Genomic DNA, 18717 nt, shown 5'->3' on the forward strand with positions numbered 1-18717 from the left:
TATGCGCCACAGACAACCATGGAGGGGCAAATGACCCGAGGAGTTCTGATTGCCGTGGCTGCGATCGTCATCGTGGCCATCGGATACCTGATGCTGCCGCAGTCCGCGACCGAGCCGACGACTGCCGTCGAAGACGCCGCGGAAACCGCGACCGAGGCCGCGGAAGACGCCGTCGAAGCCACCGAAGAGGCCGCCGGCGCCGCCGTCGAAGCCGCTGGCGAGGCTGCCAGCGACGCCGCAGACGCCGCCACCGAAGCTGCGGACACGGCCACCGAAGCGGCCGGCGAGGCTGCCGATGCCGTGACCGACGCCGCAAGCGATGCCGCCGAAGCCGTTGAAGGCGCTGTCGAAAGTGCCACCGAAGCGGTGGAAGGCGCAGCCGACGCCGTTGAGGGCGCCGCGTCCGATGCGGTCGATGCCACCACCGAGGCGGTCGAGGATGCGGTCGAAGGCGCGACCGAGGAAAGCACCACCACGACCGGCAACTGAGACGTCCGGTTAGCGAAAGACAGGCGCGGGGGCGTCAGATCAACCGACGAAGGCCTTTTCGACCACGTACTCGGCCGGATCGGAATTGGCGCCCTCACGCAGACCGAACCCCTCGAGGATCGCCTTGAGGTCAAGGTTGAAGCCCAGGCTTCCGCAGACCATCGCGCGGTCCGTTTCGGGACGGATGCCGTCGATTCCAAGGTCGCGGAACACCGTGCCATCCTTCAGAAGATCGGTGATGCGGCCCATCCTGGGGCTCTGGTCCCGCGTGGTGGTGGGATAGTAGCGCAGCTTGGCAAGGTTTTCGGCGCCGATCAGCTCGACCAGAAGCTCGTCCGAGCGCATCGCCTCGATCAGTTCGCGGCCATAGGTCAGTTCGGCCACCTCACGGCAGGTGTGGGTGACGATGACCTCGTCGAAGCGTTCATAGGTCTCGGGGTCGCGCAGAAGCGAGGCGAAGGGCGCAAAGCCGGTTCCCGTGGCGAAGAACCACAGGCGCTTGCCGGGCAGAAGCGCGTCATGCACCAGCGTGCCGACTGGCTTGGGGCGCAGGATGATCTGGTCGCCGGGCCGGATGTGCTGAAGCTTCGACGTCAGCGGGCCGTCGGGCACCTTGATCGAATAGAATTCCAGTTCCTCGTCCCAGGATGGCGAGGCGATCGAATAGGCGCGCAGCAGCGGCTTGCCGTTGTCGCCCATCAGCCCGATCATCACGAATTCGCCCGAGCGGAAGCGCAGCGATTGCGGGCGCGTGCACCGGAACGAAAACAGCCGGTCGGTGAAGTGGCGCACGGCGGTCACGGTCTGGGCGTCGGGCAGGGTGGGCGCCTTGGTGGCGGCGATCTCGTTCACGGGGCGTTGCTCGGTCATGGACATGTCACGGGCCTAGGGCCCGTGTCCTTGTTATGCGTTGATCTGGGTCAGATAAAGCGAAACTCAGCCGCGCAGGCGCGACTGGTAGTCGTGCGCCCGCCAGTCGGCGCGGGCGCGCCACTGGTCCTCGGGCTGTCGGCGGGCAAGATCGGCGTCGATCTCGACCGCGTCGAAGCCGGACCGGCGGGCCATCGCATACTGGTCCGCGATGACATGCCCGACGGCGTGAAGCCGGCCGGCATATCCCATCCGGCGCAACGCGCGGGCATGGGTGAAGCCGCGCCCGTCCGAAAACTTGGGAAACTCGACGCGGATCAGGTCGAGGGTGTCCAGACGGTCCGCCAGCGTGGCGGGATCGTCGGCGGGGCCGAGCGTCGCCACGGCCCTGGCCGCGGGCGGGGCCGGCGCGAACCCGTCGTCGGTGACGAGCACGGTCGTCTCGATCGTCATGGTCGCTCCTTTCACAGCGGCATTCGGGGGGCCTGGCCGCGCACGGCACGCCCATCGACGAAGTGGATGCCGCATTCGTCCTTGGCCTGTCCGCGCCAGCGGCCCGCGCGCTCGTCCTCGCCGGGCGTCACCGGGCTTGTGCAGGGGGCGCAGCCAATTGAGGGATAGCCCTTCGACACCAGCGGGTGCCGGGGCAGGCGGTTGTTGATCATGTAGTCCTGCACGTCGTCCTTCGTCCAATGCGCCAGCGGGTTGACCTTGATGCGACGGTCGTCCTCGGCCTCGAAGAACTGAAGTGCGGCGCGCTGTCCGCCCTGAAAGCGCTTGCGCCCGGTGATCCAGCCGTCGAAAGGGGCGATGGCCGCGCGCAGCGGTTCGACCTTGCGCAATGCGCAGCAGGCGTCCGGGTCGCGCCGGTGCAGGTCGGCCGCGGGATCGGCAAGGAAGGTCAGGGTTCGGTCGGGCGTGACGATGCGCACATCCGTCAACCCAAGCCGGTCGGCCACCGCGCGCTGGTAGTCGAGCGTTTCGGGAAACAGCATCTCGGTATCCAGAAATAGCACCGGCACGGACCGGTCGATCACCGCAGTCATATGCAGAAGCGCCACGGATTCCGCCCCGAAGGACGACACCAGCGCCACCTGGCCCACCTGCGGATCGGTCAGCGCATGCTCGAGCACCGAGGTGGCCGAATGGTTGGCGTAGCGCGCGTTCAGGTCCGCGACGCGCGCCGCGACGGGGGAGAGCGGGGCTTCAAGCGGCATCGGCTTGCGCCTCGGTCATGCCGTCGCCGTAAAGCGCGGTCTTGAAGGGGGCCATGCCGACGCGGCGGAAGGCCTGAAGGAACGTCTCCTCGGACGATTGCCGCAGGTCGAGATAGGCGCGCACGATGCGTTCGATCGCGGGCACGATCTCGTCCGCCGAGAAGCCCGGGCCGGTGCGTTCGCCGATGGCCGCCGTTTCCGTGCCGTCGCCGCCCAGCGTGATCTGGTAGGTTTCGACCCCCGCGCGGTCGAGGCCGAGGATGCCGATGTGGCCCACGTGGTGATGGCCGCAGGCGTTGATGCAGCCCGAGATCTTGATCTTGAGCAGGCCGATCTCGTGCTCGAGTCCCAGCGCGTCGAAATGCGTGGCGATTTCCTGCGCGATGGGGATCGAGCGGGCGGTCGCCAGCGCGCAGTAGTCCATGCCGGGGCAGGCGATGATGTCCGAGACAAGCCCGACGTTGGCGGTGGCCAAGCCCGCCGCGCGCAGGGCGGTGTAAAGCTCGGGCAGTGCGTCCCGGGGGACGTGCGGCAGGATCACGTTCTGCTCGTGGCTGATGCGCAACTCGTCATAGGCGAGGCGCTGGGCCAGGTCCGCCATCACGCGCATCTGGTCCGAGGTGGCGTCGCCCGGCGTGGCGCCATGGGCCTTGAGGCTGATCGTGACGATGGCGTGGTCGGGGCGGCGGTGGGGGGTCACGTTGGTGTCGACCCACGACCGGAAGCCCGCGCCAAGGTCGGTCGCCGGCGTCAGGCCCGAGGCGCGGAAGGCCGGCGGCGCGAATTGTGCCTCGATCCCGGTCAGGATCTGCTGGTCGACCCCCGAGAAGGCCGGGCGAAGCTCGGCGAAGCGGGCCTCGACCAGGCGCGTGATCTCGTCGATGCCGTTCTCGTGGACGGTGATCTTGATGCGCGCCTTGTACTTGTTGTCGCGCCGGCCAAGCGTGTTGTAGACGCCGACGATGGCCTCGACATAGGGCAGAAGGTCGGCCTTGGGCAGGAAGGCGCGGATGACCTTGCCGATCATCGGCGTCCGGCCAAGCCCGCCGCCCACAAGCACCTCGAAGCCGGGCTCGCCCGCGTCGTTGCGCACCATGCGCAGCCCGATGTCATGGGCGCGGGTCACGGCGCGGTCGTTCGGGCTTCCGGTGACGGCGATCTTGAACTTGCGCGGCAGGAACTGGAATTCCGGGTGATCGGTCGACCACTGGCGCAGAAGCTCGGCCACCGGGCGCGGGTCCTCGATCTCGTCCGCGGCGGCCCCGGCGAAGTGGTCGGCGGTCACGTTGCGGATCGTGTTGCCGCTGGTCTGGATCGCATGCATGCCGACATCGGCCAGCGCGTCCAGCATGTCGGGCACATCGGGCAGCTTCGGCCAGTTGAACTGGATGTTCTGACGGGTGGTGAAGTGCCCATAGCCCTTGTCCCAGCGTTCGGCGATATACGCGAGTTGCCGCATCTGGGCCGAGTTCAGCGTGCCATAGGGGATCGCCACGCGCAGCATGTAGGCGTGAAGCTGAAGGTAGAGACCGTTCATCAGGCGCAGCGGGCGGAATTCCTCTTCGGTCAGCGACCCGTCGATCCGCCGTTCGACCTGGGCGCGGAACTGGCGCACGCGTTCGCGCACGAAGGCTTCGTCGAACTCGGTATAGCTATACATTCGTCTGCTCCGCGCGCTTGCCGTGGGCATAGTTCGAGGGGCCGCGGGTGCGGAACGCCTCGCGGAAGTGGACGGGCGCGGGGCCGTCGGGCGTGGCCATGGCATCGGCCAGATAGACGCCGACCGCGACGTCCGGCTGGCTTTCGGCCAGCAGCAGGCGCAACTGGCCGTGGGCCTCGTCCTCGATCAGTTCCGCCTCGCGCATGTCGCGCGTCCAGCGGTCGTCTTCGGTCAGCCAGATCGTGTCGCCGTCCAGCAGGTGGTTCGCCGTGACGACCTTGGGGGTGAAGCCGCGTTTCACAGGGCAACCTCTGTCGTTGAAAGTTCGGGGGCAAGGGCTTCGACCGCGCGCGGGGCAAGGCCGTAAAGCACAAGGGCGGGGCCGGTCATCCCGGCCCGGCCGAGGTCGGGCTCGAGATCGGCAAGTCGGGTGTGCAGGATGCGCTGGTCGGGACGCGAGGCGTTCTCGACGATCGTCACCGGCGTCTGCGGATCGGCGCCGTGCATCAGAAGCCGACCCTGGATGAAGCGGGCCGATTTCTTGCCCATGTAGATCGCCGCGACCTCGCCCGTGCGGGCGAGCGTGCGCCAGTCGTGTTCGGCGAAACCCTGCATGTCGTGGCCGGTCAGAAGGCGCACGGACGAATTGCGGGTGCGCTTCGTCAGGCTTTGCCCGATCGCCGCGACCGCGGCCGAGGCGGCGGTGATGCCGGGGACGATACTGTAGGCGATGCCATGGGCAAGGCAGGTCTCGATTTCCTCGTCGAGGCGGCCGAAGACGGTCGCGTCGCCGGACTTCAGCCGCACGACCTGCGCCCCGTCGCGGGCATGGGCCACGATCAGCGCGTTGATGTCGGCCTGCGAGGTCGAGGGACCGAAGCCTTCCTTGCCGGCGTCGACAAGGACCGCCTCGCGCCGGGCGAGTTCAAGGATCGCGGGCGTGATCAGCCGGTCGTGGATGACCACGTCGGCCTCGTCCAGCGCGCGGCGCGCCTTGAGCGTCAGAAGTTCCGGGTCGCCCGGGCCGGCGCCGACGAAGGCCACATGGGCCTCGCGCGGCCGCGCGGTTGCATGGCCCGCAAGCAGCGCCTCGAGCGCGGGTTCGACGCCGGCCTCGCCGCTTTCGTCCAGCGCGCGCGGGCCTGCCCCGAAATAGAAGTCGGCCCAGAAGTCGCGGCGGGCGCGGCCCTGCGGCAGCGCCTCGGCGCGGGGGCGGAACGCCTTGCCAAGGCGGGCGAGGATGCCAAGCCCGTGCGGCAGGCGCGCCTCGAGATCGGCCTTGATCGCGCGGGCAAGGACCGGCGCCGCGCCTTCGGTGCCGATCGCCACGGTCACCGGATCGCGGTCGACGATGGCGGGCGTGATGAAGGCGCTGTCCTCGAGGTTGTCGACGATGTTGACCAGCGCGCCTTCGGCCGCGGCAAGCGCGGCGGTGCGCCGGTCCTCGGCCGCGTCGTCGTCGGCGGCGTAATGCAGCCGCGCGCAGATCGCGTCGCCCGCGCGCATGGCCCGGCGCACCAGCGTCAGCCGGCCGTCCGCGGCCCAGCGGACGATCTCGGGCGCGGGGTCGGCGGCGAAGACCGTGATCCGTGCCTCGGTCTTGAGAAGAAGCCGAAGCTTTGCGATCGCCGTCTCGCCCCCGCCCGAAACGGTGACGCGGCGGCCGGCGACGGCCAGGAAGATGGGAAAGTGCTGCATGTCGCGCCTGTCTTGAACTTGCGGTCAATATAGGACATTTTCCCAATCCACGGCCATATGGGCGCGATAACAAGGATGTTGTCCTGCCCGGTGCGATGTGGAAGGGCCGGTGGCCCATTGCAGGAAGGAAAACGGAATGACGGTCCGCGTGGATGAACTGGACAGGAAAATCCTTGCCGAGTTGCAGCGCGACGCAAGCCAATCGCTGGACGAGATCGCCAAGACGGTGGGGTCGTCGAAGACCCCGGTCTGGAATCGCATCCGCAAGATGCGCGAGGCGGGCGTGATCCGTCAGCAGACCGTGATCGTCGATCCCGATGCGCTGGGGCTCGAGGCCTGCTTCTTCGTGCTGATCCGCACAAGCGAGCACGAGGCCGAATGGCAGAAGCGCTTTCTCGCGGCACTTCGGGCCCGCCCCGAAGTGCTTGAGGCGCACCGTCTGGCCGGCGAGATCGACTATATCCTGAAGGTGCGCGTGGCCAATGCGCGGGCCTATGACGCCTTCTACCAGGCGCTCATTTCAGAGGTGCGGATCTTCAACGTCACCGCGCTTCTGTCGATGGAAGAGATCAAGTCGACGACGGTGCTGCCGGTCTGATGCAGGTGCATTCCACCATCAGGCTTTGAAGGCCGTGGAAGTGATAGAGGTTGGCGTAGGCGGGCTCGTCCGCAAGGGCAAGGTCGGGACAGCGCGCGAAGAGAAGCGGCAGCACGATCTGAAGCTCGAGCCGGGCCAGAGGCGCGCCGATGCAGAAGTGCACACCCGCGCCCAGCGACATGTTCGTGACCTGGGGCCGGGTCGGGTCGAAGACGTCGGCATCGGGCCAGACCTTGCGGTCGCGATTGGCCGAGGCAAGAAGGCAGCCGATGCGGTCGCCGCGCTTGAATCTGTGCCCGAAAAGTTCCATCGGTTCATAGACATAGCGTGAAAACAGGTGCAGCGGCGGGTCGAAGCGCAGCAGCTCTTCCACGGTCGCGGCGATGAACGCCGGGCGCAGCGCCGTGCAGTCGACGCCGGTCTTCAGGATCGTGCGGACCGAATTGCCGATCGTGTGCACGGTCGCCTCGTGGCCGGCGTTCAGAAGCAGGATACAGGTCGCGATCAGTTCGTCGGTCGAAAGACGCCCGCCCTGTTCCTCGGCGTTGATCAGGTCGGTGATCAGATCGCTCGCGGGGCGCCGGCGGCGCAGGTCGACGAACTCGCGGATGAAGGCCGCGAAGTCGGCCGCCGCGGCGTTGGCGGCGGCCTCGATCCCGGGGCCTCGGCGGGCCTGATACATCGCGACCATCGCGTTCGACCAGGACAGAAGCTGCGCGCTCATCGTGTCGGGCACGCCCAGAAGGCGCGCGATCACCTTCACGGGCAGTTCCTGCGCCAGCGCCGGCAGAAGGTCGAACGGGCCGTCGGGGAAGTTGCCGATGCAGGTGTCGGCCAACTGCGAAATCTCGGGCGCCATGCACTGGATGCTGCGCGAGGTGAAGGCCCGCAGGACCAGCGTGCGCAGGCGGCGGTGATCCTCGCCGTCGCGCTCGAGCATCGAGTGGTCCTCGATGGCATGGAAGGCGGCCAAGTGCGCGGGCACCGGCGGGCGCATCTCGGGCGGGACCTCGCGGCCCATCTTGCGATGGCGCAGGATGGTGTTCACCGCCTCGTAGGTGGTGGCGACCGGAAGATCGTAGTCTTCCCAGAGCACGATGTCGCCAAGCGCCCGCGCCCGGTCGTAGAACGGGTAGGGGTCCTGGACGAAGCTGGGATCGGTCGGAGACTGCCGGATCGGCTTCAACTCTCAGTCCGCTCCGCGTACCGGGATCGGGGCGTCCGGATCGGGCTTCAGCACCTTCTGGACGAAGAAGGCCGCAAGCGCGAGGCCCACCCCCAGAAGGTCGGTCACGAGCCCGCCCTCGATCATGAAAAGCGCCGCGATCAGGGTGGCCAGCCGGATGAACCAGGCCGACCGCCCGCCCATGAACCAGCCCTGCACGGCTGACGACAGAAGCGCCACGCCGATGACCGCGGTGAGGAAGGCGCGCAGGACCTCGAACGTGGTGCCATCCATCAGCAGCGCCGAGTTGTAGAAGAACATGAACGGCACGATGAACGCGGCGATGCCGATCTTGAACGACACGACCGAGGTTTCCATCGGATTCCCCCCCGATATCCCCGCAGCCGCGTAACTTGCCAGCGCCACAGGGGGCGTGATGGCCGAAAGCACGGCGAAGTAGAAGACGAAGAAATGCGCCGTCAGCGGTGCGATGCCAAGGTTGATCAGGCCGGGCGCCACGACCGAGGCGGCCACCGCATAGGCCGCCGTCGTGGGCATGCCCATGCCCAGGAGGATCGCGATGCACATGGCAAAGAACAGCGCGAGCAGCTGCGACGAGGCGGCAAGCCCAAGCAGCAGCGACGAGAAGCGCGCCCCCACGCCGGTGAGCGAGATTACGCCCACGATGATGCCGGCGCAGGCGCAGACCGCGATGATCTGGACCGACATGACGCCCGCGATCTCGAAGGCGCGCAGGATCGCCCGCGGCCCCATCCGGATCGGGGTGAGCCAGCTCACCACGGCGGCCGAGACGGTGGCGAGCGTGCCCGCGCGGATCACGGAATAGCCCATGAAAAGCGCCGCGATCAGGATGATGATCGGGATGAACAGATAGATCTGGCGGACCATCTTGCCGAATTTCGGCAACTCGTCCTCGCGCATGCCGCGCATGCCAAGCTTGGCGGCCTCGAAATCGACCATGAAATAGACCGACACGAAGTAGAGGACGGCCGGAATGATCGCGGCGATGGCGATGTCGGTATAGGGGATGCCGGTGATCTCGGCCATGATGAAGGCGCCCGCCCCCATGATCGGCGGCATGATCTGGCCCCCGGTCGAGGCGGCTGCCTCGACCGCGCCGGCGGTGTTCTTCGAATAGCCCAGCTTCTTCATCAGCGGGATGGTGAGCGAGCCCGTCGCCACCACGTTGCCGGCGCTTGTGCCGTTGATCATTCCCATCAGGCCCGAGGCGAAGATGGCGACCTTGGCGGGGCCGCCGCGCGCCCGTCCGGCGGCGGCGAAGGCGAAGTTCACGAAATAGTCGCCCACCTTCGAGGCCTGCAAGAAGGCCGCGAAGATCACGAAGAGGATGATGTAGGTCGACGACACCGCGACCGGCGCGCCAAGGATGCCCACGTCGGTGTAGATCTGGCTGAAGAAGCGCTCCCACGAGATCGGGGGCGAGGTCAGGAAGCCCGGCAGGTACTGCCCGGTGAAGACATAGGCCAGGAACACGGTCGAGATGATCACCAGCGCAAGCCCCGCCACACGCCGTGTCAGCTCCATGATCAGAAGCGTGCCCGCGACCGAGGCCAGCGAGATGCCGATCGGCGCGAAGGGCGTTCCAGTCGAATTGCGCATCGCGGTCAGGCGGGTGTCGAAGATCGTCATCAGGTAGACCGCCACCGCGATGGCGCAGACCGACAGCACCACATCGGGCGCCGTGACCACGGCCCGCCCCCGGCGGTGGAACCAGGACAGGATGATGGCCGCGGCGGTCGTCGCGATCAGCGGAACACCGTAAAGCCAGGTCTCGCGGAAGCGGATCGCGGGGTCGAGGCCGTTCCACATGATCTCGCCGCCGCGAATGTCCGCCGCGATGGAAAACGCGACGCCAAGCGACCAGAGCGCCGGCACCATGAGCGCCCAGGCCACCCAGGTCGTCAGCTTGCGACGGTCGTCGTCCGGGGCGCGGAACAGGGTCGCCGAGTAAAGCAGGAAGCCCAGCACCAGCACGCCCGCGATGTGCAGGATGCGGAAGTTCCAGGTTTCCATCGGCAGGGTCGGCAGGAACGGCAGGTCGATGAGGCCGCCCGTCATCGCCCGGATCGACAGCCCGTTGAGCGCCGCCATGTGGAACGCGCTGTAAAGCGCCGCCAGGGTCACGATGACGGTGAGGGTCCGACCCTCGTAGAGCCGCCGGTTGCCTTCAACCGGTTCCTCGTCCACGCCCTCGGCGATGACGACGTCGTCTTCCTGCGGTTTGGCTGTCTCGGCGGTCATGGATTGGCTCCCCAGTGTCCCCGGCGAGGACGCCTTCCTTGCCCGGGGCAGGGGCGTCCTTCGTTGTTGACCGGGCCGCGTGCGGCGGCCCGGCCAGGTCGCATCGGCGGTCTCAGCCGCCGTAGATCATGTCGGCACCGATGGTGGCGCCGTTCTCGTTGAACCAGCGTGCCGCACCGGGGTGCCACTTGAGAACGGCGTTCTTGTCCCAGTTCTCGGGCAGGGTCTCGGCGGCGGACTTGTGCACGTTCATCATCCGCGCGTTGTCCTCCATCGCGATGCGGGTCGCCTCGTAGACGAAGCTTTCCGGCAGATCGCAGTTGGCGATGGCGAAGTTCCACATCGCGACCGAGTTCGCGTCCGCGCTGAGCGACTGGTAGGTGCCCGCGGGGATCGAGAAGGGCGACACCGGGAAGGCCTCGACGATCGTGGCGAGTTCCTCGTCGGTGAAGTCGATGAGGTTGATGTCGGTCTGCACCTCGAGCTGGCTCACCGTCGGGATCGGCACGCCGGCCGCGAAGCCGATCACGTCGATCAGGCCGTCCTGCATCTGGCCGCCAAGGTCATCCCAGCCGCCGTTGCGGCGCTCGAAGGTGACGCCCAGCGTCTCGAGCATGGCCGGAAAGTAGGTGTCGGCGGTCGAGCCCGCGGGCCCGAAGCCGATGCGTGCGCCGGCCGGAATCTCGGAAATCGAGGTGATGCCCGACGACCCCAGGGCCGCGATCGAGAAGGGCGTCTGGTACATCGGGAAGATGGCGCAGGCCTTGTCCATCGCCACGCCCGGCGCGATCGGGTTGTTGCCCGCAAGCGATTCGGCCGCCGGGCCCAGGGTGGTCAGGCCGAAGGCGACCTGGCCGGTATGGACAAGCGCCATGTTCTGCATCGGGCCGCCAGTGACTTCGCCGGCACCGGTGATGCCCAGTTCTTCGGCAACGAGGTTCGCCCAGCCCGAGCCGTAGACGAAGAACGTGCCGCCCTGGCTTGCCGTTCCCACGGTGAAGCTGTCCGGCCAGCCGTCACGGTCCTGGGCGGTGGCGACGACGGCGGTCAGGACGGCCGCGACGGCGGTCCCTGTGAAAAGCAAGTGTTTCATGAAGATCCTCCGGTTGGCTCCCGTGCTGAATGCCGGGATTGGTCAGGTTTCTAGTCCAAATGAGATGATCTGCAAGGAAAACCGGACCGGAGGGCGCGAACGGCGGCATGACGCAGCGGAAGCTTCGCCGTGCCGCCGAAAGGGGGTAGCGGCGTCAGGACTTCTTCATCGGGCAGGTCGAAAGCCCGAGAATGCTGTAAAGCGGGCAGCTGCCCATCAGGCCCGTTGCCAGCGGGACGATGCCGATCAGAAGCGCCCAGCGGGCCGGCAACTCGGGCAGGGCGAAGAAGGCGGCGAGAAGCGCCACCCCGGCGACGATGCGCAGTGCGCGGTCGATACTGCCGACGTTTTTCTTGAACATGCGATGGTCCTTTCGGTCTGCCGGGACCCTTTGCCCCGGGAATGGAGCGACCATGCCCGAGTCGCCGCATGCCGTCTGTGACCCGGTCACACCCGCGTTCAGATCGCCATGTCCTCGGCCAGGCGGCGCAGCCGGTCGCGGTCGACAAGGCGCACCTCTCCGCGCCGTGTCTCGATCGCGCCGGACCGCGACAGCGCGTCGAGCCGGCGCGAGACCACCTCGCGCGCGCTGCCGATGGCGCTGGCGATTTCCTGCTGGGTCGCCACGATCCGCCCATCGGCGTCGGCATGGGCCAGAAGCCACCCGGCAAGCCGCGCCTCGACCCGCTGGAAGGCCACCCGTTCGAGAAGCTGCATCATCGACTGCATCCGTTCGGCGAACGCGGCGAAGACAAGGGCGCGGAAGGCCGGATCGGTGTCGATGAGGTCAAGGAAGGCCACCCGCGGCAGAAGCACGAGCCGGGTCGGCCGGTCGGCGACCGCCTCGGCGCTGTAGTCCTCGCCGCCCAGAAGGCCCAGCGTCGACTGGATGCAGCTTTTTCCCGGCGTCACGTCGTAAAGCAGGATGTCGCGGCCCGTGGGGCCGACGAGGTGGACGCCCACGCGGCCCTCGAGAACGATGACATAACCCCGAACCGTGTCGCCCGGCCGGAACAGAACCGCGCCCGCCGGCACCTCGACCGGCGCATAGGTGGCAAGGCGCGCCCGCGCGATCGGGCCAAGCCCGCGCAGGTCCGGCAGATCGTCCGACCAGCTCATTCCCCGCGCCCACGCGCTTCGAAGCGGGGCAGCATGGCCGAGAAATCGCGCCCGCGCCCGTCCTCGTCCTCGACGAAGGCGCGGTACAGCTCGGCCGCGCGGGCGCCCATGGGCGTGTCGGCGTCGACGGCTTCGGCCGCCTGCTGCGACAGCCGCAGGTCCTTCAGCATCAGTTCGGCCGCGAAACCGGGCGCATAGCCGGTGTCGGCGGGGCTTTTCGGGCCGATGCCTGGGGCGGGGCAATAGGTGGTGATCGACCAGCTTTGTCCCGACGAGGTCGACACCACGTCGAACATCGCCTGCCGGTCGAGGCCCAGCTTGTCGGCCAACGCGAAGGCTTCGCAGGTGGCGATCATGGTGACACCAAGGATCATGTTGTTGCAGATCTTCGCGGCTTGTCCGTTGCCGGAAGGGCCGCAATGGACCGCACGCGCGCCCATCACGTCGAAAAGCGGCTTGGCCTTCGCGAAGGCCGCATGGCTGCCGCCGGCCATGAAGGTCAGCGTGCCAGCCGCCGCGCCGCCCACGCCGCCCGAAACGGGCGCGTCGACAGGCAGAAGCCCCGCCGCCTCGGCCAGCGCGGCCACGGCGCGGGCGCTGTCGACGTCGACGGTCGAGCAATCGACGAACGCTGCGCCCGGCATCATCGCCGGCACGATCTCGGCCGCCACGCGGCGCAGGATCGCACCGTCGGGCAGCATGGTGATCGCCACCTCGGCCCCGCGCACGGCCTCGGCCGCGCTGGCGGCCGGCGCGACGCCCGACGGCATCGCGGCCGCCACGTCGAAGCCGGTCACGTCATGCCCGGCCCTGACCAGGTTCGCGGCCATGGGTGCGCCCATGTTGCCCAGGCCGATGAATGCGATCTTCATTGCGTCGCCTCCCCCAGTGTCAGTTCGTCTGGCCCGAGCGGCGCGAGCATCGCCGCGACCTCGTCCGGGTCGGGCGGCGCGTCATGCCGCCAGCGCGGGCGCCTGTCCTTGTCGATGATGGCGGCGCGGATGCCTTCAAGGAAGTCCCCCTGTTCCATCGCGCGATAGGTGAAGCGGTATTCGAGGGCCAGAGCTTCGCGGATGTCCGGAGAGGGGCCTAGGCGGCGCAGCATCTCGAGCGTCGCGGCCACCGACAGCGGCGCGTTGCGGCGCAGCGCGGCAAGGGTTTCGCGCGCGACGTCGCCACCGTCGGCCGCGAGGCCGGCAAGGATCGCGCCCAGATCGTCGGCCGCGAAGTGCCGGTCGATGGCGCCGCGCAGATCCGCAAGGCGGCCTGGTGGCGGCGGCACGGGCGAAAGGTCGGGCCGACCCGTCGCGATCATCGCGGCCTTTACCGCGTCCCAGCGGGCCTCGGGCAGGAAGGCATCGGCGAAGCCGGCAAGGATGGCGTCCGCCGGTCCCATCCGCGCCCCCGTGGTGCCAAGCCAGGCCCCGATCCGCCCCGGGGCGCGGGCCAGCATCATCGAGCCGCCCACGTCCGGGACAAGGCCGATGCCGCATTCGGGCATGGCGATCTGCGAGGTTTCGCCGACGATCCGCAGCCGCGCGTGGCAGCCGATGCCGACGCCCCCGCCCATGGTGAAGCCCTGCAGGAAGGACACCACAGGCTTCGCGTATTCGAAGATGCGGGCGTTGAGGCGGTATTCGTCGCGCCAGAAGCGCCGGCCATAGGCGAAATCGCCGGCCCTGCCGGTGGCGTACATCTCGGCGATGTCGCCGCCGGCCGAGAACGCCCGCGCGCCCGCGGCGTCGATCAGGACAAGTGCCACGGCGGGATCGTCGCGCCACGCCACGAGCGCGGCCTCGATATCGCGGCACATTCCGTGCGTCACCGCGTTCAGCGCCTGCGGGCGGTTCAGCGTGATCCGCCCCGCGCGCCCCTCGGTGCGGATCAGGACATCGCTCATCGCCGCCCGATCAGGTGGCGGGCGACGATCAGGCGCATGATCTCGTTCGTGCCCTCGAGGATCTGGTGCACGCGCAGGTCGCGCAGGATCTTCTCGATCCCGTAGTCGGCCAGGTAGCCGTAGCCGCCGTGCAGTTGCAGGCACTGGTCGGCCACGCGCGAGCCGGCCTCAGTGACGAGCTTCTTGGCCATGGCGCAGAAGACGGTGGCGTCGGGCGCGCGGGTGTCGAGCTTCCAGGCGGCCTGGCGCAGGAAGGTGCGGGCGGACTGAAGCTCGATCTCCATGTCGGCAAGGCGGAACTGCAATGCCTGGAACTGGTCGAGGGCCTGTCCGAAGGCGCGCCGCTCGGCCATGTAGGCCAGCGTGGCGTCAAGCGCGGCCTGCGCGGCGCCCAGCGAACAGGCGGCGATGTTGAGCCGCCCGCCGTCGAGCCCTTCCATCGCATAAGTGAAACCCTGGCCCTCGATCGCAAGCAGGTTTTCGGCCGGAATGTCGCAATCGTCCAGCTGGACCTGGCGCGTCGGCTGGCTGCGCCAGCCCATCTTGTCCTCGAGCGCGCCGAAGCCGAGGCCTGGCGTGCCGTCCTCGACCACGAAGGCCGAGATGCCCTTCGCCCCCTCGCCGCCCGAGCGCGCCATCACGATGTAGGCGTCGGAATAGCCGCCGCCCGAGATGAAGGCCTTGGTGCCGGTCAGGCGCCAGCCCGTGCCGGTCGGCGTCGCCCGGGTGCGCAGGGCGGCCGCGTCCGAGCCCGCGCCGGGTTCGGTCAGGCAATAGGACAGCACGGTTTCCATCGAAAGCGCGCGGGGCAGCAGGCGCGCGCGCAGGGTGTCCGATCCGTGCCGGTCGATCATCGCCGCGCACATGTTGTGGATCGACAGGAAGGCCGCGACGCTGGCGCAGGACATCGCCAGCGCCTCGAAGACGAGGGTCGCGTCGAGCCGTGTGAGCCCCGACCCGCCGGCCTCTTCGCGGACGTAGAGGCCGCCGAAGCCAAGTTCGGCGAGCGCCGGCCAGAGCGTGCGGGGAAGGGTGCCTTCCGCATCCCAGCGCCGGGCGTGGGGCGCGATGTGATCGGCGCCGAAGGCCCGCGCCATGTCGAAGATCGCCGCCTGATCGTCCCCCAGCGCGAAGTCCATGGGCCCCTCCCCGACGGAATTGAACGCCTGTTCCCTTAGCGCCCCGCCTTGCAGTCTGGCAACCCGGGGCTCTGCCCCGGACCCCGAGGTATTTCCGGCCAGAAGAAGACCCGGGGCAGGAAGACCGGATCAGAGGTCGGCATGGAAGGCCTCGACCAAGTGGGCGACCACGGCGCGCATGGCGGTGTCGTGGTCGGCGCCGGCTTCGATCCGGGCGGCGTAGAGCGCGCGCTGGCGGTCCGAGGCGGTGCCCTGGGCGACAAGGTCGGTGGCGGCCCGGATCTCGTGCTGGCACCAGAGCGCCTCGGCGTCTTCGGCCAGGAGGTCCTGCCATTCGGCCACAAGCTCGGGCAGGGGGACGATGGCGCGGCGGCCGAAGTCGATCAGCCCTTCGGAGACGCCGTAGCGCTGGGCGCGCCAGCGGTTCTCGGCCAAGAGGAAGCGGTCGTAGATGCGCCAGCGCTGGTTCTTCTTCGACAGCCGCCAGAGCATACGCATGGTGGCCTGGGTCAGCGCGGCCAGCGACAGCGTGTGCTCGAGCCGGGGGGCCACGTCGCAGATGCGGGATTCGAGCGTGGGGAACCGTGCGGACGGACGCAGGTCCCACCAGATCTTGGTGGTGTCCTCGATCAGGCCCAGTTCGATCAGGATATCGACCGAACGATGGTATTCGGCCCAGCTGCCGAAGCGCGGCGGCAGGCCGGTGCGGGGCAGGTTGTCGAAGATCGTCAGCCGGTAGGAGGCAAGGCCCGTGTCCTGCCCCTGCCAGAAGGGCGAGGAGGCCGAGAGCGCCAGCAGGTGGGGCAGGAAGTAGGGGAACTGGCCCAGAAGATCGGCGCGCAACTCGTCGTTCTCGACGCCGACGTGGACGTGCATGCCGCAGATCAGCATGCGCCGCGCGACCCCGCCCAGATCGCGGCGCAGGGCGTTGTAGCGATCCTTGTTGGTGTGGTGCTGGGTCTTCCAGTCGGCGAAGGGGTGACAGGACACGGCGATGGGCGCAAGCCCATGATTATGCGCGTGTTTCGCCACGCAGGCGCGCAGGCGGCGCAGGTCGTCGCGGGCCTCGCCGATGGTGCCGCAGACCTTGGTGCCGACCTCGATCTGGCATTGCAGGAACTCGGGGCTGACCTGGCCCTGCATGTCGGCCAGGCAGTCCTCGATCAACTGGTCCGAGGCCACGGCAAGGTCGAGGCTGTCGCGGTCGACGAGGAGGTATTCCTCTTCGATCCCCAGGGTGAATGTCGGGTCGCTGGCCACCTGTCCCTCCCGCGATGGTCGGGGGGAGTGTGGCAAGGCCGGGGGCGGGGGGGCAAGCGGCTTTTCGGGGTAACGGCCCCGAGGCGATTCGCGGCGGCGGGTCCGGAAAACAGTTTCGCCTGATAGAAGTGCGGGTTCGGGTTCAGGCGGTTGTCACGAAAGTGGATGAGATTTGACGCCTTTCGCGGGATTGTGTCGTGGGTGATGCAACCAATGAGCGATCCCTAATGGATTGTGCTTTGTGGCGAAAGTATGGCGTGCTAGACAGATCCGGTGTGGTGGTGATGTGTAACACTGGTGTCTGTGAGGGGGCCAAAATGAAATTTGATTTGAGACACGCCGCTCTGGCGAGTTTTATGCTTGCGGGAAGTGCGACGATCGCATCGGCAGCGACGATTTACACGCACGACTTCGACGACCCGCCGCCAGCCGTGACGAATGGCGACACGGTCTACAAGAAGGACGGCTATACTTATTCGCCGTTGAACTTCAACAGCAGCGACGCATGCTACACGATTGGCGATGCGCCGGGCGACACTAAGCGTTGCTTCCTTGAGGTTCGCAACGGTGAGGCGACCAACGTCGTCCAGGATGACAAAGATCCCTTCGACCTGCTGTCGTTCCATTTCAATTTCCAGGGCGACAACTCAAATGCCGGCGGCCCCAACGCGCAGCCGGCGATCAACCGGCTTGACCTGTTCTCGATGATCGGTGAAGCGGTTGGACCGACGACGAACATCTCACTTGGGTCGGCTTACGACGGGACAGGGGCGTTCAAGATCTACCTCGCCTCGGATACTTCTGCCGTATTCACCGGCGCGCTTGTAAAGCAGACCGGTTATTTCGTGGTCTTCAATGATTGGTTCGACGGGATCACAAAGTTCACTTGGGACGCTGTCGACAACAAGCAGATCCGAATTGACTGCGTTTCGATCAGCCCGGATGGAGCAAACATTTCCGCAAGCGATCTCGGAGAATGTGCGCCTTCGAGCACTCCCGTCATCCCGCTGCCCGCCGCTGGCTGGCTTCTGATCGCCGGCATCGGCGGTCTTGCTGCGGTGAAGAAGCGCAAGCGCGCGGCCTGAGCCGAGAGCCGAATTTACGATCCGATTTCCCTCGCATCGTTTCGGAGAGGCGGTCCCTGACGGGGCCGCCTTCTTCGTTTCGGCCACCACGCCGCCGCGCGGGAATTCCAGTCGGCACCGCGACAATCCGATGCCGGATCGGAAACAATCCGCGCAGCACGGGCGGCGCGGCGCGGAGCACCCCAAAAAATGAATGATAAATGAACGGCTTGCCGGTGTCCGGGCTTGCGAGGCCGCGTCGGGCCCTGGGCGCAGGCCACGGCTTGCCGGCACGCCCGCCGAACACCGTTCTGGACTTGCGCGAAATCCGGCGTAGCGTTTTCAGCGTGGTGGACTGCCCGCATTGTGCGGGGGTGCCTTACAGAGTGAAAAATGGAGTGGGGGCAATGAAGATTGTTTGTGGTGTGGCTGCGGCCGCACTTTACCTGTCTGCCTGCGCGGCCAGCGCAGCGACCTATACTTTCAACTTTGCGGACAACGGAAACACCGGCTGGCAAAGCACCTTCTCGGTCGGGTCGGATGAGGTCCCGTCGGTCGAGGTGGACGTGACGGCGGCGACCTACAGCGGCGACAAGAAGACGATCCATTACGACGACTCGCGCGCGGCGACCTGGCAGGGCTTCGGGCTTGGCGTCTGCGGTGACTGGTCCACGTACCGGGACAAGTGCAAGGACGAAAACCATCGCATCGATGGCATGGACAACAACGACCTTGCGATCTTCACGCTGGATAGCGCGCTTGCCCTGCACTCGATCAAGTTCGGAAGCTTCAATCCTTATACGAAGGTCGAGTGGGAGTGGACCTGCGTCCTGCGGGGCCGCCACGGCGGTTGCTGGGACTGGGACGCCGAGAAGGTCACCACGACCTTCTACGATTCCTTCGACCTGTTCATCGACCTGGGCGGCGGGCTGAGCTATCAGCTGAGCGATCTCGTCGCGGGAATGGTCACGTTCGACGACCTGCTTGTGTCCGATGTCTTCGGGATCGGGGCGTCGGGCAAGTACGACGCGTTCAAGATCAAGGAAATCGTCTTCAAGGATGCGCCGCCGAACGTCATTCCGCTGCCGGCCGCCGGCTGGCTGTTGGTCGCGGGGCTTGGCGGGCTGGCCGCGATGCGCCGGAAGAAGACCGCCGCCTGACG

19 protein-coding genes are annotated in these 18717 nt (G+C 67.5%); 4 read left to right on the plus strand and 15 right to left on the minus strand.

All coding sequences use genetic code 11. The features are described from left to right. Window positions 1–30 precede the first annotated feature (30 nt). Entirely contained in the window at window positions 31–489 is a 459-nt protein-coding gene (locus tag ACRDNQ_RS03235) for a hypothetical protein (protein ID WP_431827187.1), read from the plus strand. Window positions 490–528: 39 nt separating this feature from the next. On the opposite strand, the gene ACRDNQ_RS03240 is transcribed toward ACRDNQ_RS03235, so the two are convergent. The 6 genes from ACRDNQ_RS03240 to cysG all read right to left on the minus strand — a co-directional run bounded on the left by ACRDNQ_RS03240 (window position 529) and on the right by cysG (window position 5934). Continuing rightward, complete coding sequence (locus ACRDNQ_RS03240) at window positions 529–1359, minus strand: ferredoxin--NADP reductase (protein WP_431827188.1); 831 nt, start codon at window positions 1357–1359, stop codon at window positions 529–531. Between the two features lie 66 nt (window positions 1360–1425). Beyond that, window positions 1426–1812, minus strand: a complete 387-nt coding sequence (locus tag ACRDNQ_RS03245) for a DUF934 domain-containing protein (RefSeq protein ID WP_431827189.1) — start codon at window positions 1810–1812, stop codon at window positions 1426–1428. 11 nt (window positions 1813–1823) lie between these two features. Then, window positions 1824–2576 carry a phosphoadenylyl-sulfate reductase gene (locus ACRDNQ_RS03250; RefSeq protein ID WP_431827190.1) on the minus strand — a complete coding sequence of 251 codons (753 nt, stop codon included), beginning with the start codon at window positions 2574–2576 and terminating at the stop codon, window positions 1824–1826. Then, window positions 2566–4236, minus strand: a complete 1671-nt coding sequence (locus tag ACRDNQ_RS03255) for a nitrite/sulfite reductase (protein ID WP_431827191.1) — start codon at window positions 4234–4236, stop codon at window positions 2566–2568. Before ACRDNQ_RS03255 ends, ACRDNQ_RS03250 begins: the two co-directional genes overlap by 11 nt. Continuing rightward, window positions 4229–4537 carry a DUF2849 domain-containing protein gene (locus ACRDNQ_RS03260; protein ID WP_431827192.1) on the minus strand — a complete coding sequence of 103 codons (309 nt, stop codon included), beginning with the start codon at window positions 4535–4537 and terminating at the stop codon, window positions 4229–4231. The genes ACRDNQ_RS03255 and ACRDNQ_RS03260 overlap by 8 nt, the downstream gene beginning before the upstream one ends. Then, a complete protein-coding gene (gene cysG, locus ACRDNQ_RS03265; protein WP_431827193.1) occupies window positions 4534–5934 on the minus strand; it encodes a siroheme synthase CysG in 1401 nt (466 codons plus the stop codon). Before cysG ends, ACRDNQ_RS03260 begins: the two co-directional genes overlap by 4 nt. 136 nt (window positions 5935–6070) lie before the next feature. On the opposite strand from cysG, the gene ACRDNQ_RS03270 reads away from it, so the two are divergent. After that, window positions 6071–6532: an Lrp/AsnC family transcriptional regulator gene (locus ACRDNQ_RS03270; RefSeq protein ID WP_431827194.1), complete on the plus strand. Its 462-nt coding sequence runs from the start codon at window positions 6071–6073 to the stop codon at window positions 6530–6532. Here the strand turns inward: ACRDNQ_RS03270 and ACRDNQ_RS03275 are convergent. From ACRDNQ_RS03275 to ACRDNQ_RS03315, 9 genes are all read right to left on the minus strand, one after another. Continuing rightward, entirely contained in the window at window positions 6504–7718 is a 1215-nt protein-coding gene (locus ACRDNQ_RS03275) for a cytochrome P450 (RefSeq protein ID WP_431827195.1), read from the minus strand. The genes ACRDNQ_RS03270 and ACRDNQ_RS03275 overlap by 29 nt on opposite strands. A gap of 3 nt (window positions 7719–7721) precedes the next feature. Then, the gene (locus ACRDNQ_RS03280; protein WP_431827196.1) at window positions 7722–9980 is read right to left on the minus strand and encodes a TRAP transporter permease; all 2259 of its coding nucleotides are present in this window, start codon (window positions 9978–9980) and stop codon (window positions 7722–7724) included. A 112-nt stretch (window positions 9981–10092) separates the two neighbouring features. Further along, on the minus strand, window positions 10093–11073 hold the full coding sequence (locus tag ACRDNQ_RS03285) for a TAXI family TRAP transporter solute-binding subunit (protein WP_431827197.1): 981 nt from the start codon (window positions 11071–11073) through the stop codon (window positions 10093–10095). A gap of 154 nt (window positions 11074–11227) precedes the next feature. Then, window positions 11228–11434 (minus strand): YgaP family membrane protein, encoded by a 207-nt coding sequence (locus ACRDNQ_RS03290; RefSeq protein WP_431827198.1) that lies wholly within the window; start codon window positions 11432–11434, stop codon window positions 11228–11230. Between the two features lie 98 nt (window positions 11435–11532). Then, entirely contained in the window at window positions 11533–12192 is a 660-nt protein-coding gene (locus ACRDNQ_RS03295; RefSeq protein WP_431827199.1) for a Crp/Fnr family transcriptional regulator, read from the minus strand. Beyond that, window positions 12189–13064 carry a 3-hydroxyisobutyrate dehydrogenase gene (gene mmsB, locus ACRDNQ_RS03300; RefSeq protein WP_431827200.1) on the minus strand — a complete coding sequence of 292 codons (876 nt, stop codon included), beginning with the start codon at window positions 13062–13064 and terminating at the stop codon, window positions 12189–12191. Before mmsB ends, ACRDNQ_RS03295 begins: the two co-directional genes overlap by 4 nt. Next, window positions 13061–14092, minus strand: coding sequence for an enoyl-CoA hydratase/isomerase family protein (locus ACRDNQ_RS03305; RefSeq protein ID WP_431827201.1), 1032 nt, complete (start codon window positions 14090–14092; stop codon window positions 13061–13063). The genes mmsB and ACRDNQ_RS03305 overlap by 4 nt, the downstream gene beginning before the upstream one ends. Continuing rightward, complete coding sequence (locus ACRDNQ_RS03310) at window positions 14089–15231, minus strand: acyl-CoA dehydrogenase family protein (RefSeq protein ID WP_431827202.1); 1143 nt, start codon at window positions 15229–15231, stop codon at window positions 14089–14091. Before ACRDNQ_RS03310 ends, ACRDNQ_RS03305 begins: the two co-directional genes overlap by 4 nt. Window positions 15232–15360: 129 nt before the next feature. Then, window positions 15361–16491 (minus strand): carboxylate-amine ligase, encoded by a 1131-nt coding sequence (locus ACRDNQ_RS03315; protein WP_431827203.1) that lies wholly within the window; start codon window positions 16489–16491, stop codon window positions 15361–15363. A gap of 317 nt (window positions 16492–16808) precedes the next feature. On the opposite strand from ACRDNQ_RS03315, the gene ACRDNQ_RS03320 reads away from it, so the two are divergent. Beyond that, window positions 16809–17576 carry a VPLPA-CTERM sorting domain-containing protein gene (locus ACRDNQ_RS03320; protein ID WP_431827204.1) on the plus strand — a complete coding sequence of 256 codons (768 nt, stop codon included), beginning with the start codon at window positions 16809–16811 and terminating at the stop codon, window positions 17574–17576. 386 nt (window positions 17577–17962) lie between these two features. Continuing rightward, a complete protein-coding gene (locus ACRDNQ_RS03325; protein WP_431827205.1) occupies window positions 17963–18715 on the plus strand; it encodes a VPLPA-CTERM sorting domain-containing protein in 753 nt (250 codons plus the stop codon). The last annotated feature ends 2 nt before the right edge of the window (window positions 18716–18717 follow it).

The organism is Saliniferula longa (genome assembly GCF_050789285.1).
GTDB lineage: Bacteria > Pseudomonadota > Alphaproteobacteria > Rhodobacterales > Rhodobacteraceae > CAVPWP01.

Bases quoted from the DNA above. Each gene is read 5' to 3' on its own strand.
- ACRDNQ_RS03235 (WP_431827187.1), top strand. From the start codon at position 31: ATGACCCGAGGAGTTCTGATTGCCGTGGCTGCGATCGTCATCGTGGCC.
- ACRDNQ_RS03240 (WP_431827188.1), bottom strand. From the start codon at position 1,359: ATGACCGAGCAACGCCCCGTGAACGAGATCGCCGCCACCAAGGCGCCC.
- ACRDNQ_RS03245 (WP_431827189.1), bottom strand. From the start codon at position 1,812: ATGACGATCGAGACGACCGTGCTCGTCACCGACGACGGGTTCGCGCCG.
- ACRDNQ_RS03250 (WP_431827190.1), bottom strand. From the start codon at position 2,576: ATGCCGCTTGAAGCCCCGCTCTCCCCCGTCGCGGCGCGCGTCGCGGAC.
- ACRDNQ_RS03255 (WP_431827191.1), bottom strand. From the start codon at position 4,236: ATGTATAGCTATACCGAGTTCGACGAAGCCTTCGTGCGCGAACGCGTG.
- cysG (WP_431827193.1), bottom strand. From the start codon at position 5,934: ATGCAGCACTTTCCCATCTTCCTGGCCGTCGCCGGCCGCCGCGTCACC.
- ACRDNQ_RS03270 (WP_431827194.1), top strand. From the start codon at position 6,071: ATGACGGTCCGCGTGGATGAACTGGACAGGAAAATCCTTGCCGAGTTG.
- ACRDNQ_RS03280 (WP_431827196.1), bottom strand. From the start codon at position 9,980: ATGACCGCCGAGACAGCCAAACCGCAGGAAGACGACGTCGTCATCGCC.
- ACRDNQ_RS03285 (WP_431827197.1), bottom strand. From the start codon at position 11,073: ATGAAACACTTGCTTTTCACAGGGACCGCCGTCGCGGCCGTCCTGACC.
- ACRDNQ_RS03290 (WP_431827198.1), bottom strand. From the start codon at position 11,434: ATGTTCAAGAAAAACGTCGGCAGTATCGACCGCGCACTGCGCATCGTC.
- ACRDNQ_RS03295 (WP_431827199.1), bottom strand. From the start codon at position 12,192: ATGAGCTGGTCGGACGATCTGCCGGACCTGCGCGGGCTTGGCCCGATC.
- mmsB (WP_431827200.1), bottom strand. From the start codon at position 13,064: ATGAAGATCGCATTCATCGGCCTGGGCAACATGGGCGCACCCATGGCC.
- ACRDNQ_RS03305 (WP_431827201.1), bottom strand. From the start codon at position 14,092: ATGAGCGATGTCCTGATCCGCACCGAGGGGCGCGCGGGGCGGATCACG.
- ACRDNQ_RS03310 (WP_431827202.1), bottom strand. From the start codon at position 15,231: ATGGACTTCGCGCTGGGGGACGATCAGGCGGCGATCTTCGACATGGCG.
- ACRDNQ_RS03320 (WP_431827204.1), top strand. From the start codon at position 16,809: ATGAAATTTGATTTGAGACACGCCGCTCTGGCGAGTTTTATGCTTGCG.
- ACRDNQ_RS03325 (WP_431827205.1), top strand. From the start codon at position 17,963: ATGAAGATTGTTTGTGGTGTGGCTGCGGCCGCACTTTACCTGTCTGCC.